Below are 12821 nucleotides of genomic sequence, written 5' to 3'. Positions count from 1 at the left end.
ATGACATTTGCTGAAAAACTCGCTTGGGACGACACGGTTCTGCCGTTCCAGCTCGACCGATCGGACATCCGGGGGCGCGTCGCGCGGCTTGACGGGGTGCTTGACGGCGTCCTGCGCCAGCACGCCTATCCGCCCGGGGTGGAGGCGTTGGTGGCCGAGATGACGCTTCTGACCGCGCTGATCGGCCAGACGATCAAGCTGCGCTGGAAGCTGCAATTGCAGGTGCAGTCGAACGGCCCGGTGCGAATGATCGCGACCGATTACTACGGCCCGTCCCAAGAGGGCGAGCCGGCGCGCATCCGCGCCTACGCGAGCTATGACGCCGACCGGCTGAACGACTCGGCCCCGTTCGAGCAGCTCGGCGAGGGGTATTTTGCGATCATGATCGACCAGGGCCGCGGCATGGAGCCCTACAAGGGCATCACGCCGCTGGCCGGCGACAGCCTCAGCGCCTGCGCCGAAGCCTATTTCGCCCAATCCGAACAGTTGCCGACGCGGTTCTCGCTCAGCTTCGGCCGCTCGACCGAAGGGAGTGGCGGCGAACATTGGCGCGCCGGCGGCGTCATGCTGCAGCATATGCCCAAGGCGTCACCGTCTATTTCGGGCGGCGGCTCGGGTGAGGGCGGGTTGCTCGGGGCGCAGGACATGCTCGACGACGAGGAAGGCGAGCATTGGAACCGCGCGAACATCCTGCTCGACACGGTCGAGGAGTTGGAGCTGATCGGCCCGTCGGTCGCGCCCACCGACCTGCTCTTGCGGTTGTTCCACGAGGAGACGCCGCGCGTCTTCGACGCGCAGCCGGTCCGCTTTGGCTGCACCTGTTCGGAAGAGCGCGTGCGCCAGAGCCTGTCGATCTACTCGGCCAAGGACATCGAGAAGATGACCACCGAGGGCGGGCGCGTCACCGCCGATTGCCAGTTCTGCGGCGCGCATTACGATCTCGACCCGGCGACGCTCGGGTTCGAGGGCGAGAGCGGCTCGGGCGATGAAGGATGATGCGCTTGAGAGGATGCGCAGCGCGCTGATCCGCCCGCCCGGCGCGACCTCGGATTTCGACCTCAACCCCGAAACCGTGCTGCCCGAGGGCCGCCGCCTGCGCCCCGCCGGGGTGTTGGTGCCGATCCTGCTGGACGACGCCGGGCCGCGGGTGATCCTGACGAAACGCTCTTCCGCGCTCAAGCATCATCCGGGCCAGATCGCCTTTCCCGGCGGCAAGCAGGACAAGGGCGACGCCGACGCGACCGCCGCCGCGCTGCGCGAGGCGCGCGAGGAAATCGGGCTTGACCCCGGCAATGTCGAGGTGCTGGGCGCGATGCCGGTGCATGAAACGGTGACGGGTTTTCGCGTGACGCCGGTGATCGGCCATGTCATGCGGCCCTTCGACCCGGCGCCCGAGGCGGGCGAGGTCGAGGAAGTGTTCGAGGTGCCGCTCGCGCATGTCATGGGGCGCGGCAATTTCCGCATCGAGGCGCGGCTCTGGCGCGGGACGCTCAGGCGCTACTACGTCGTGCCCTTCGGCCCCTACTACATCTGGGGTGCGACCGCACGCATCCTGCGCGGCATCGCGGAAGTGGCGGGCGAGCCGTGAAGATCGGCGGCGACTGGCTGCGCGCGCCGCATCTTCAGGCGGTCTTCGCGCTGATCGACAAGGGCGGGCATTCCGCCTACCTCGTCGGCGGCGCGGTGCGCGACGCGGTGCTGGGCCGCCGGGTGGGCGATCTGGATCTCGCCACCGACGCAACACCCCAGAAGGTGACCGCGCTCGCGAAAGCGGCCGGCATTCGATGCGTCCCCACCGGGCTGGACCACGGTACGGTGACGCTCGTGATCGAGGGCGTGCCGCACGAGATCACCACCTTCCGCCGGGACGAGGAAACCTTCGGTCGCCACGCGCGGGTCGCCTTCACCACCGACATGGCCGAGGATGCGCGGCGGCGGGATTTCACCATGAACGCGCTTTATGCGGATGCCGATGGCCGGGTGATCGACCCGCTGGGCGGATTGCCTGATGCGCTTGCCGGGCGGGTTCGTTTCGTGGAGGACGCCGAGCGGCGCATTTGCGAGGATTACCTGCGCATCCTGCGCTTCTTTCGCTTCACTGCCTGGTTCGCGCGCGACGGGATCGACGCGGAGGGGCTGGCCGCCTGCGCCGCGCATCAGGACGGGCTGGAGAAGATCGCGGCAGAGCGGGTCGGCGCCGAAATGACCAAGCTTCTGGCCGCGCCCGATCCGGCGCCGAGCGTGGCGGCGATGCGGCAAAGCGGCGTTCTGGCGCGCATCCTGCCGGGTGCGGACGATCGCGCGCTGGCCGCGCTCGTGCATCACGAGGGCGAAGCGGGCGTCGCGCCCGATTGGCGGCGGCGGCTCGCGGCGCTGGGCGGTGAGGGCGTGGCGGAGCGCCTGCGGCTGAGCAACGCGAATGCGAGGCGCCTGGCGGTGCTGCGCGAGGGGGTCGAGGCGGCCGATGGCCCCGGCGCCCTGGGCTACCGGCACGGGAGCGACCTGGCGCTCGATATCCTGCTGCTGCGCGCTGCGCTCCTGGAAGCGCCGCTGCCGGCGGAGGCGTTGCACGAGGCCGCGCGCGGCGCACGGTCGCAGTTCCCGCTCAGCGCGACGGATCTCATGCCCGCGCTCTCGGGTCCCGCGCTCGGCGCGGCGCTGAGGACGCTCGAGGACCGCTGGATCGCCTCCGGCTTCAAGCTGGGGCGCGATGAGTTGATGAAAGGCGCGTTTGAATGAGCACGCATACCATCCTGCGGCTTGGCCATCAGGGCGACGGCATCGCGGAGGGGCCGATCTTTGCGCCGCTCACCCTGCCGGGCGAGGTAGTGAGCGGCGCGCTTGTGGGCCAGCGCCTGACCGATATCCGCATCGAGACACCGTCGGAGACCCGCGTGACGCCGCCCTGTCGTCACTTCAAATCCTGCGGCGGCTGTCAGTTGCAGCACGCCTCGGACGATTTCGTCGCCGAATGGAAGGTGGACGTGGTGCGCTCCGCGCTTGCCGCGCACGACCTCAAGGCCGATTTCGCGCCGGTGGCCACCTCGCCCGCGCAGGCCCGGCGTCGCGCCACCCTTGCCGCGCGGCGCACGAAAAAGGGCGCGATGGCCGGGTTTCACGCCAAGGGATCGGACGTGATCGTCGAGATCCTCGACTGCCAGTTGCTGCACCCGGACCTCATGCGCGCGCTGCCGGTGGCCGAGGCGCTGGCGCGGGCCTGCGCCAGCCGCAAGGGCGCGCTTGATGTTGCGGCGTGCCTGTCCGAAGGCGGGCTTGACGTGCAGGTGACGGGCGGCCGGCCGCTCGACGGGCCGCTGCGGGTGAGCCTTGCGCAACTGGCCGACGCGCATGACCTCGCGCGGCTCACTTACGGGGATGAAACGGTCGTCACCCGGCGCGCGCCCGCGCAGGTCTTTGGCGCGGCAAGCGTCGTGCCGCCGTCCGGCGCGTTCCTGCAAGCGACGCGGGAGGGCGAGGCGGCATTGCTGGCTGAGGTGATGGAAACCACGGAGGGCGCCGCGCGGATCGTCGATCTATTTGCCGGCTGCGGCACCTTCGCGCTGCCGCTGGCGCAATCCGCGCAGGTCCACGCGGTCGAGGGGGACGCCGCCATGATCGCCGCGCTCGACGCCGGGTGGCGCAACGCGCAAGGGCTGAAACGGGTCACGACCGAGGCGCGCGACCTGTTCCGCAACCCGCTCTTGTCGGACGAGCTGGCGGCGTTCGACGCCGCCGTGATAGACCCGCCCCGCGCCGGGGCCGAGGCGCAGGTGGCCGAGCTGGCCCGCACGCACATCCCGCGGATCGCCTACGTGTCCTGCAACCCGGTCAGCTTTGCCCGCGACGCGGCGACGCTGGCGCTGGCTGGCTACACAATTGAGCGCGTGCGGGTGGTGGACCAGTTTCGCTGGTCCGCGCATGTCGAGTTGGCCGCGCGTTTCGTTCTGACTGCGGCGTAGAAATTCGCTATGTGAATCGCGCCGGTTCGCGATATGATCCGCGCGAGGCAAAAAAAGAAGCAGGACGTGGGACATGAACGCACTGAAACTCATCGCCGTCGCATTGGCGGTCGCTATCGGCCTGTCGGGCTGTTCCTCCAAGTTCAAGACGTATAACGGCCCCGAGGTCACGCATGTCGTGGTCAACAAGACGGCCCGGCGGATGTATCTTCTGCACCACGACCGGGTTCTTGAGGATTACAAATTTGATCTCGGCTTCGCGCCGACGGGACACAAGACCGAGCGCGGCGACGGGCGTACGCCCGAAGGCACCTACCTCATCGACCGGCGCAACCCGAACAGCAAGTTCCACCTCTCGATCGGGATTTCCTATCCGAACGTCGCCGACCGGATGCAGGCGCTGGCCCAGAAAAAGGACCCGGGCGGCGACATCTTCATCCATGGGCAGCCCAATGACGACAAGGGCCGCAAAAGCCCGGACTGGACGGCCGGCTGCATCGCGGTGAGGGATCGCGATATCGAGTGGATCTACGCGATGGTCAAGAACGGAACGCCGATCACCATCCAGCCCTGACTAGGGCGGCCCCGGCGCAATGGCGCGCCGGGAAGCCGGTTTACTCGCCCATCACCAGCGTCCACCAGATCTTGCCGTTGTCTTCCTGCAGCCAGGCGAAACCCATCTGGCGGGCGTCGGGCGACAGGATCACCCGGCGGGTATCCTCTTCGTCCATCCATGCGGCAAGGGTCTCGAGCTCGGTCTCGTAGGTTTCCGAGATGTTCTCGCCGACCAGTTCGCCTTCGTAGCCGACGCGGCGGATGCGGTCGATGGGCGATGATCCGTCAGAACCGAAATGCCAGGGCCGGTTCTGCACCGACATGTCGCGCGAATGGGTCGCGGCGGCGGCGTTCAGCTTCGCGTTGAGCGCGACGGGCGCGCGCCCGGCGGCCTCGCGCAGCGAATTGACTGAATCAAGCATCCGGTATTCGATCTTGGACACGTCGCCCGCGCGGATCCTGTAGACCTTGGGCAGCGGCCTGCCATCCGGGCCGAGCTGCGGTTCGGGCGGCGGCGGAGCCGCGCATGCTCCGAGAGCCAGGACCACGGTAAGAAATAGTGCCAGAATTCGCGCCATGAGAGGGTTCCACCCGGTTTGATTGTTTCGGAAGGCTTTACAATGACCGCCGTTGCGTTTCAAACCCACATGAAGGGAACTTTACCTACCGGCAATGGTTTGATTTGCGACTGCGACATTCGCGCAATATATTATCCGCTATTCCGGTGAACGCGATGGGAGCGAGAGACGACGATGACCGCGAATCTAACCAGCAAGTTGAACAGACGGCATTTTCTGGCAGGCGCCGCGGCGGTTTTTGGCGCGCCCGCGCTCGCCCAGGGGTCCGGCGCCGTGCGGCGGAATATCTCGAGCTTCCGCGCGCTTGACTGGCAGCCCTATTTCTCGTCGCTGCGCAATGGCGCGATCCTTGTCGACGTCGACAGCCGCGCGCTGCATTTCTGGGGCCAGGATGGCCAGACCTACCGGCTCTACCCGTCCTCCGTTCCGCTGAGTGAGGAATTGACCCGCCGGGGCCGCACCCGGGTCGTGCGCAAGGTCGTCGGCCCCGATTGGCGCCCAACCGCCAACATGCTCAAGCGCAATCCCTACTGGCCGCGCTATGTCCCGCCGGGCCCGGACAACCCGCTGGGCACGCATGCGCTCTATCTCAGCTGGACCTATTACCGCATCCACGGCACCCACGACACGCGCAAGATCGGGCGCAAGTCGTCCAACGGGTGCATAGGGCTCTACAACAAGCATATCGCGGAACTCTTCAGCCTGACCAAGGTGGGTACGCAGGTGTTGCTAATTTGACGAAATCGCGGCCAAATTCGATGCCCCGGCGTCACGTTGGGTTTGCAATCAATCGGGTTTGCTGATTAGAAAAACTTCACGAGGTAAGTCTTGGGCGCTTGGCGTCGCAACATGTGACGTCCGGCCAACATCTGGAGGATACAATGAAAAAACTCGTTCTCGCCGCTGCTCTGTCCGCTGCTGCTTCGACCGGCTTCGCCGGCAACTACGAAGAGCCGATCATGGAAGCACCGGTCATCGTCGAAGAAACGCAAGCCAGCTCTTCGGCTGCGGGCGTCTGGGTTCCGCTGGTCCTGCTGGCGATCGTGGCTGCCGTCATCGCCGCCGACTAAGCCGCGCGACTATTCTACGGCGAAGGGGCGATGGGTTTCCATCGCCCCTTTTCCATTCCCGGTCCCGATTGGGCAAACTCTACCGCTACCGCCAACAACGTCGTGGGGCGGCTCAGCGCTATAGGTCAGTCGACCCAGCCGCCGAGGTTTTCGCGGATCACCGCCGTCAGCGCCGCAATATGCGCCGGGTTGTCGTTCAGGCAGGGGATATAGGTGAATTCCTCGCCTCCCGCTTCTTCGAAGCTCTCGCGGATCTCCTGGTTGATCTCCTCCAGCGTCTCGACGCAGTCGGCCGAGAAGGCGGGCGCGATCACCGCGATGCGTTTTTTGCCGTCCTCGCGCGCGAGGCGCGCGACCTCTTCCACGGTGTAGGGTTTCAGCCATTCCTCGGGGCCGAAGACCGACTGGAAGGTCGAGGTGATGCGCCCCTGGTCCCAACCCAGCCGTTCACGCAGCAGGCGCGTCGTCTTCTGACACTGGCAGTGATAGGGATCGCCCTCGGTCAGGTAGCGGATCGGCATCCCGTGGTATGAGACGACCAGAATGTCGGGTTCCTGCGTCATCGCTGCATAGGCGGCCTCGACCGATTGCGCGAGCGCCTCGATATAGGCGGGATGCTCGAAATAGGCGGGCACGGTGCGAGCGGCGGGCTGCCATTTCTCCTGCATCAGCGCGCGGAAGAACTGGTCGTTCGCCGTGGCCGAAGTGGCGCCGGCATAGTGCGGGTAAAGCGGAAAGAAGAGGATGCGCGTGCAGCCCGCGGCGACCATTTCCGCCACCTTCGAGCGGGTCGAGGGATTGCCGTAACGCATACAGAAATCGACCATCACCCAGTCGCCATAATCGTCGTGCAGCGCCTCGGCGATGGCGGTGGTCTGGTCGCGAGTGATGGTCAGCAGCGGGCTCTCGTCGCGCTCTTTGTCCCAGATGGTCCTGTAGGCGGCGCCGCTGGTGAAGGGCCGCTTGCTCAGGATCACCAGCTGCAGGAGAGGCTGCCACTTCCACGGCGCGTAGTCGATGACCCGGCGGTCCGACAGGAACTCGCTGAGGTAGCGGCGCATCGACCAGTAATCGGTTCCGTCCGGCGTCCCGAGATTGGCGATCAGTACGCCGATGCGTTCAGCGGGGATCGCGGGGTGGTCGGCTGGGGCGTGGGCCGGGCATTTGGCCGGGACGGCGTCGCGCATGGGTTGTTCGCTTTCATTCATGTCACCGGCGAGGAGATAAGCGGTTTGCCGGTGGGGTCAATCGAGGGACGTCTCTTCGGTGCCCAGCGCATCGGCGAGGCGCGCGCCCGCCGATCCCGGGCGCAGTGGCTTCGGCTGCGAGGCGTGGGGCGCCCATCCGGTAAGACAGGTCAGATCATAGCTCGCCCGCAGTCGCCCGTCCGGCATGGCGAACGCGTCGCGATAGATTTCGGCGGCGCGGCGCAGGATCGCGCGCCGGGTGAAGTGGCGCGGGCGGGCGGCCATCGCGTTCGTCTCGCCCATCGCGCGCAGGTCGTGCATGAGCGCGGTCATGTCCGCATAGCTGGCGCTCAGCGGTACGGTGTCCGCCACCGGCAGCGCGAGGCCCGCGCGCTGCAGGAGCGCGCCGAGTTCGCGCACCTCGCCCATCGGCGCGACGCGCGGCGCGAGGCCGCCGGTCACCTCCGATTCGGCCTGCGCAAGGCTCGCGCGAAGCTCGCTCAGCGCGCCGCCGCCGAAACACACCGCGAGGAACAGCCCGTCGGGGCGCAGCGCGCGGCGGCACTGGATGATCTGCCCCACCGGATCATTGGCCCAATGCAGCGCCATCGCGTGGATCACGAGGTCATGCATCCCCTCTTCCAGCGCCAGCGTCTCGGCGTCCTCGACGCAGAGCGCGTCCGGAAAGGCGGGTCGCCAGATCTCGGGATGCCCGGTCACGATGGCGGTCGTGCTGAACGATTTATTAACCACCGCCAGCCGATCCTCGACCTCGCCGATCGCCGCCTCGTGAAGGAACGATTCGGGCGCCCTGGCGGCGCGGGCGCGCTGGCGCGCGAGGGCGGCGCGATCGGTCAGAGAGGGCAAAGCAGTCATCAAGGGGACATATACGGGATGAACGCACATTTACAATCTGCCGTCCGGCTCATTTATCCGCCGCGTTGCACCGTCTGCGGCGTACAGGTGGACAGCGATTTCGGTCTGTGCGGGCCGTGCTGGCGCGATACGCCGTTCATTTCCGGGCTGGTCTGCGACGATTGCGGGATCCCGCTCATGGGTGGGGCCGGCGCGGACGGCCCTGTGCGTTGCGACGACTGCATGAGCATCGCACGTCCCTGGGCCCGGGGGCGCGCGGCGTTGCAATATGACGGCAACGGGCGCGCGCTATGCCTCGCGCTGAAGCATGGCGACCGACAGGATGTGGTCCGTCCCGCCGCGCTGTGGATGGCGCGGGCCGCTCAGCCGCTGCTGGCGCCGCACATGCTGATCGCGCCCGCGCCGCTGCACTGGATGCGGATGCTGAAACGCCGGTTCAACCAGTCCGCGCTGCTGGCCCGCGCCGTCGGGCGCGAGCTTGGCCTGCCGGTGTGCCCCGATCTGCTGACCCGCCTGCACGCGACCCCGTCGCTCGGGGGGCTCGGCCGGGCCGCGCGGTTCGAGGCGCTGGAAGGTAGCATCAGGGCGCATCCGAGGCGCCAGAACCGGCTTGCCGGGCGGCATGTGCTCTTGGTCGACGACGTGATGGCGACGGGTGCGACATTGGGGGCGGCGGCGACGGCCTGCCTTGATGCAGGCGCGGCCGAAGTAAGCGTGCTGACGCTGGCGCGCGCCGGCAAAGCGCCCTAGATTGACAGGCAAAGACCCAAATGCCGGAGCGCGCCACGCCATGAAGCCAGTCGAAATCTACACCTCGCCGCTTTGCGGGTTCTGCCACGCGGCCAAGCGCCTGCTGTCCAGCAAGGGGATCAGTTTTTCCGAGATTAATGTCGCCGTGAACCCCGGGAAACGCGCCGAGATGGTGCAACGCGCCAATGGCGCGCGCACGGTGCCGCAGATTTTCATCGGCGACGTGCATGTCGGCGGCTGCGATGAGCTCTATGCGCTTGAGCGCGCGGGCAAGCTCGACCCGCTTCTTGCGGCGTGAAGGCGGCACTGGTTCAGCTCAACAGCGGCGACGACCCGGCGGTCAACCTGTCACTGACCGCCGACCTTATCGAGAGCGCGGCCGAGCAGGGGGCGGAGTTCGTCCTGACGCCGGAGGTCACGAACTGCGTCTCGGCCAGCCGCGCACGGCAGAACGAGGTTCTTCAGCGCGAGGACGAGGACCAGACGCTGGCGGCATTGCGCGCCCTCGCGGCGAAGCGGTCGATCTGGCTGTTGATCGGGTCGCTCGCGCTCAAGACCGGGGATGCCGACGGTCGCTTTGCGAACCGGTCGTTCCTGGTCGCGCCCGACGGCTCGGTTACCGCGCGTTACGACAAGATCCATATGTTCGACGTCACCATTTCCGACACCGAATCCTATCGCGAATCGACAGGCTATCGCCCTGGCAAGGCTGCGGTGCTGGGCGATATGGGGCAAATGCGGCTTGGTATGACCATCTGCTACGACCTGCGGTTCCCGCGCCTCTATCGCCAACTCGCGCAGGCGGGCGCGCATGTCCTTAGCGTCCCTTCGGCGTTCTCGCCCGTCACCGGGGCCGCGCACTGGGAAACGCTGCTGCGCGCCCGCGCGATCGAGACCGGGTGCTACGTCCTTGCCCCGGCGCAGTGCGGAACCCATACCGCGACGCGCGGGAAGTCGAGGCGGACATATGGCCATTCGCTCGCCGTCGCGCCCTGGGGCAAGGTGGTCGCCGATGGCGGCGCCGATCCCGGCGTGACGCTGCTCGACCTGGATATGGAGCGCGTCGCGCAGGCGCGCGACCGTATCCCGGCGCTGGACCATGACCGCCCCTTCGGCGACCCCGAATGACGAGCGGGCCGGTCACCTCTCTTGCGGTTGCGCTCTTCAGCGAAGTGCTGATCAATGACCAGTTGATCCGCAACCAGCTGAGCCGCGTGCTGCCCAAGGGGATGCAAATCTCGCATTTCTCGGTGTTGAACCACCTTGCGCGCGCGGGGAACGAGCGCAGCCCCGCCCAGCTCGCCAAGAGCTTTCACGTCACGCGCGGGGCCATGACCAATACCCTGAGCCGGCTGGAATGGGCTGGTTACATACATATCCGCCCCGATTGGGACGACGCGCGGCGCAAGCGCGTATCGATCAGCCCCGCAGGCAGGGAGGCGCGCGAAGAGGCGCTGGCCTCCATCGCGCCGCTGATCAACGAGCTCGTCGCGGAACTGGGCGAGGATCGCGTGCGTGCGATCCTGCCGGTGCTGCGCAGCCTGCGCGCCCGGCTGGAGCCCGAAGAGTAGGCCGTCAGGCGGGCCGGACGCTCGCCGTGACGTAATTCACGCTCAGGTCCCGGTCCGAGAGCGACCACCGCCAGGTGAGCGGGTTGAAGACGAACCCCTTGCGGTCCACCGGATCGAACCCCGCGTCGCGCAGCAGGCCGAACAGCTCGTCCGGAGTGATGAACTTGTTCCAGTCATGGGTGCCACGGGGCAGCCAGCGCATCACGTATTCCGCGCCGATGATCCCCATCGCGAAACTCTTGGCGTTACGGTTGAGGGTCGAGCAGATGTGCAGCCCACCGGGACGCAACAGCGCATGGCAGGCGGAGAGGTAATCGGGTGGCGAGGCGACATGCTCCACCACTTCCATGTTCAGGACCACGTCGAAACTTTCGCCCGCCTCGGCCAGCGCCTCGGCGGTGGTGTGGCGGTAATCGATGTCGAGGCCCGATTGCTCGGCGTGAAGCCGCGCGACGGGGATGTTGCCGGCTGCGGCGTCCGCGCCGACCACCTCCGCGCCGAGACGCGCCATCGACTCCGACAGCAGCCCGCCGCCGCAGCCGATGTCGAGGAGGCGCAGCCCCGCAAGCGGAGACTCGCCGCCAAGGTCGCGGTCGAACTCGGTCGCGATCTGCGTGGTGATATAATCCAGCCGGCAGGGGTTGAGCATGTGAAGCGGCTTGAACTTGCCGTCCGGATCCCACCATTCGGCGGCCATCGCTTCGAACTTGGCGACCTCGGCGTCGTCGATGGTGGAGTGTGCGGGTTGCATTCCTGTCTCCATGTGCTCAAGTGTTTCTGCTGTTTCATACAGGATGAATATGGACAAGGTATCGGGCCATAAGAGCGCAGTGCAGTATCTTTACCCGCCGGTCGAGCCGTTTGACCAGCGGATGTTGGACGTGGGCGACGGCCACCAAGTCTACATGGAGCAATCCGGGCGGCCCGACGGCGTACCGGTCGTGGTCCTGCATGGCGGCCCCGGCGGCGGGTGCAGCCCGGCGATGCGGCGCTATTTCGATCCGCGGCGCTATCGGGTGATCCTGTTCGACCAGCGTGGGTGCGGACGCTCGAAACCCCATGCAGAGGTTGCGGCGAATACGACATGGCACCTGGTTGCCGACATAGAGCGCATCCGCGCGGAACTGGGAATCGAACGCTGGATCGTCTTCGGCGGAAGCTGGGGCGCGACGCTGGCGCTGATCTATGGCATCACCCATCCCGCTGCGTGCGTCCACCTGGTGTTGCGCGGCGTCTTCACCATGACCCGGCGAGAGCTCGATTGGTTCTATGGCGGCGGCGCCGGTCGGTTCTGGCCCGAGACATGGGCGCGCTTCACAGGGCTGATCCCCGAGGAAGAGCGCGGCGACCTGATCGCCGCCTATCACCGGCGGCTGTTCTGCGACGACCTGAAGGTTCAGACCACGCATGCCAAGGCCTGGTCGGCATGGGAGAACGCGCTGGCCTCGATCCGCTCGACCGGGCAGACCGGCGACAGCCCCGCCGAATACGCCCGCGCCTTCGCGCGGCTCGAGAACCATTATTTCATCAATGGCGGCTTCCTCGATCATGATGGCTGGATTCTCGCCAACATGCACCGCCTGGCGGACGTTCCCGGCACGATCGTGCAGGGCCGCTATGACATGATTTGCCCGCCCGAGACCGCCCATGGCCTCGCCCAAGCCTGGCCCGCCGCGACGCTGCACATGATCCCGCTGGCCGGGCACGCGCTGTCCGAACCCGGCATCAGCGCGGAACTCGCGCAGGTTATGGATGGCATGAGAAGGGCATAGCAAGCCGGGATCTGGAGCCTCCGGAAAAACCGGTGCGGTTCAAATTGTCTCATTGTGAAAGAACCCGCCGAACTCCTTCTCCTTACCTTTTCGCACAAGAACCTGAAACATGCGCATGATCATGGTGTGTCCCCCTATGAGCGGATTTCATCCGCATGAAAGCCTCGGATGGTTTCATAGCACAACGATTAAGGAATGCCCTGGATCGGCCTTTTGTCGCCGCTGGTAACCAAATCAACGAGATTGCGCGGTCCTCGCGACCGGCCGGCGAGCCGGCGCGCTTTCAGCCGGATCGGTCCTTTCCACGACGCCGAAATTGAACCAGCGCTCGAGTCGACGTATAAGCTTCGGCGCCCCATCGACCGTCAATCGGCCATCTTCAATTGCAGACGCCAGTCGAACGTCACCGCGGTAGACTCGGATGAAGTCCTTCAGAGTGGCGGCGAGATAGAGGTCAGTGTCCCCTCCTGGATCGGAAACGCACAGATCCAGCTTTGCGCTCT

At 66.6% G+C, this 12821-nt stretch carries 16 protein-coding genes and 1 pseudogene; 12 read left to right on the top strand and 5 right to left on the bottom strand.

The features are described 5' to 3' along the window. The 5 genes from hslO (at position 1) to D6850_RS13685 (ending at position 4533) form a co-directional block, all read left to right on the top strand. Complete coding sequence (gene hslO, locus D6850_RS13705) at positions 1 to 996, top strand: Hsp33 family molecular chaperone HslO (protein WP_121167934.1); 996 nt, start codon at positions 1 to 3, stop codon at positions 994 to 996. Continuing rightward, positions 986 to 1588: a CoA pyrophosphatase gene (locus D6850_RS13700; protein ID WP_121167932.1), complete on the top strand. Its 603-nt coding sequence runs from the start codon at positions 986 to 988 to the stop codon at positions 1586 to 1588. Before hslO ends, D6850_RS13700 begins: the two co-directional genes overlap by 11 nt. Continuing rightward, entirely contained in the window at positions 1585 to 2739 is a 1155-nt protein-coding gene (locus D6850_RS13695; protein WP_121167930.1) for a CCA tRNA nucleotidyltransferase, read from the top strand. The genes D6850_RS13700 and D6850_RS13695 overlap by 4 nt, the downstream gene beginning before the upstream one ends. Then, the gene (locus D6850_RS13690; RefSeq protein WP_121167928.1) at positions 2736 to 3959 is read left to right on the top strand and encodes a class I SAM-dependent RNA methyltransferase; all 1224 of its coding nucleotides are present in this window, start codon (positions 2736 to 2738) and stop codon (positions 3957 to 3959) included. The genes D6850_RS13695 and D6850_RS13690 overlap by 4 nt, the downstream gene beginning before the upstream one ends. Positions 3960 to 4032: 73 nt before the next feature. Beyond that, the gene (locus D6850_RS13685) at positions 4033 to 4533 is read left to right on the top strand and encodes a L,D-transpeptidase family protein (RefSeq protein ID WP_121167925.1); all 501 of its coding nucleotides are present in this window, start codon (positions 4033 to 4035) and stop codon (positions 4531 to 4533) included. A gap of 40 nt (positions 4534 to 4573) precedes the next feature. Here D6850_RS13685 and dalA read toward each other — a convergent pair whose 3' ends face one another. After that, positions 4574 to 5092: a divisome-associated lipoprotein DalA gene (dalA, locus tag D6850_RS13680; protein ID WP_121167923.1), complete on the bottom strand. Its 519-nt coding sequence runs from the start codon at positions 5090 to 5092 to the stop codon at positions 4574 to 4576. Between the two features lie 174 nt (positions 5093 to 5266). On the opposite strand from dalA, the gene D6850_RS13675 reads away from it, so the two are divergent. Further along, complete coding sequence (locus D6850_RS13675; RefSeq protein ID WP_121167921.1) at positions 5267 to 5830, top strand: L,D-transpeptidase; 564 nt, start codon at positions 5267 to 5269, stop codon at positions 5828 to 5830. A 143-nt stretch (positions 5831 to 5973) separates the two neighbouring features. Further along, on the top strand, positions 5974 to 6162 hold the full coding sequence (locus D6850_RS13670) for a hypothetical protein (protein ID WP_121167919.1): 189 nt from the start codon (positions 5974 to 5976) through the stop codon (positions 6160 to 6162). Positions 6163 to 6287: 125 nt separating this feature from the next. Here D6850_RS13670 and hemH read toward each other — a convergent pair whose 3' ends face one another. Together hemH and D6850_RS13660 are read right to left on the bottom strand one after the other, a co-directional pair. Beyond that, positions 6288 to 7349: a ferrochelatase gene (gene hemH / locus D6850_RS13665; protein WP_121167917.1), complete on the bottom strand. Its 1062-nt coding sequence runs from the start codon at positions 7347 to 7349 to the stop codon at positions 6288 to 6290. 57 nt (positions 7350 to 7406) lie between these two features. Continuing rightward, on the bottom strand, positions 7407 to 8225 hold the full coding sequence (locus D6850_RS13660) for a methyltransferase domain-containing protein (protein ID WP_121168435.1): 819 nt from the start codon (positions 8223 to 8225) through the stop codon (positions 7407 to 7409). A gap of 18 nt (positions 8226 to 8243) precedes the next feature. On the opposite strand from D6850_RS13660, the gene D6850_RS13655 reads away from it, so the two are divergent. Genes D6850_RS13655 through D6850_RS13640 form a run of 4 tightly spaced genes read left to right on the top strand, consistent with a single transcriptional unit; the run spans position 8244 to position 10546 of the window. Next, positions 8244 to 8975 (top strand): double zinc ribbon domain-containing protein, encoded by a 732-nt coding sequence (locus D6850_RS13655; RefSeq protein WP_121167915.1) that lies wholly within the window; start codon positions 8244 to 8246, stop codon positions 8973 to 8975. A 40-nt stretch (positions 8976 to 9015) separates the two neighbouring features. Next, positions 9016 to 9273, top strand: coding sequence for a glutaredoxin 3 (grxC, locus tag D6850_RS13650; RefSeq protein ID WP_121167913.1), 258 nt, complete (start codon positions 9016 to 9018; stop codon positions 9271 to 9273). Further along, positions 9270 to 10103, top strand: a complete 834-nt coding sequence (locus D6850_RS13645) for a carbon-nitrogen hydrolase family protein (protein WP_121167911.1) — start codon at positions 9270 to 9272, stop codon at positions 10101 to 10103. The genes grxC and D6850_RS13645 overlap by 4 nt, the downstream gene beginning before the upstream one ends. Beyond that, a complete protein-coding gene (locus tag D6850_RS13640; RefSeq protein WP_121167909.1) occupies positions 10100 to 10546 on the top strand; it encodes a MarR family winged helix-turn-helix transcriptional regulator in 447 nt (148 codons plus the stop codon). Before D6850_RS13645 ends, D6850_RS13640 begins: the two co-directional genes overlap by 4 nt. A gap of 4 nt (positions 10547 to 10550) precedes the next feature. Here the strand turns inward: D6850_RS13640 and ubiG are convergent, their stop codons facing one another. Further along, positions 10551 to 11297: a bifunctional 2-polyprenyl-6-hydroxyphenol methylase/3-demethylubiquinol 3-O-methyltransferase UbiG gene (gene ubiG, locus D6850_RS13635; protein WP_121167907.1), complete on the bottom strand. Its 747-nt coding sequence runs from the start codon at positions 11295 to 11297 to the stop codon at positions 10551 to 10553. A 49-nt stretch (positions 11298 to 11346) separates the two neighbouring features. Here ubiG and pip point away from each other — a divergent pair, with 49 nt between their 5' ends. Further along, positions 11347 to 12318 carry a prolyl aminopeptidase gene (gene pip / locus D6850_RS13630; protein ID WP_121167905.1) on the top strand — a complete coding sequence of 324 codons (972 nt, stop codon included), beginning with the start codon at positions 11347 to 11349 and terminating at the stop codon, positions 12316 to 12318. Between the two features lie 234 nt (positions 12319 to 12552). Here pip and D6850_RS13625 read toward each other — a convergent pair. Continuing rightward, positions 12553 to 12821: pseudogene (locus D6850_RS13625) on the bottom strand (SCP2 sterol-binding domain-containing protein); the annotation flags it as partial.

Source organism: Roseovarius spongiae, from assembly GCF_003651245.1.
GTDB lineage: Bacteria > Pseudomonadota > Alphaproteobacteria > Rhodobacterales > Rhodobacteraceae > Roseovarius > Roseovarius spongiae.
The sequence above is the reverse complement of the archived record's forward strand: the minus strand, read 5'-3'. Positions and strand labels throughout refer to the sequence as shown.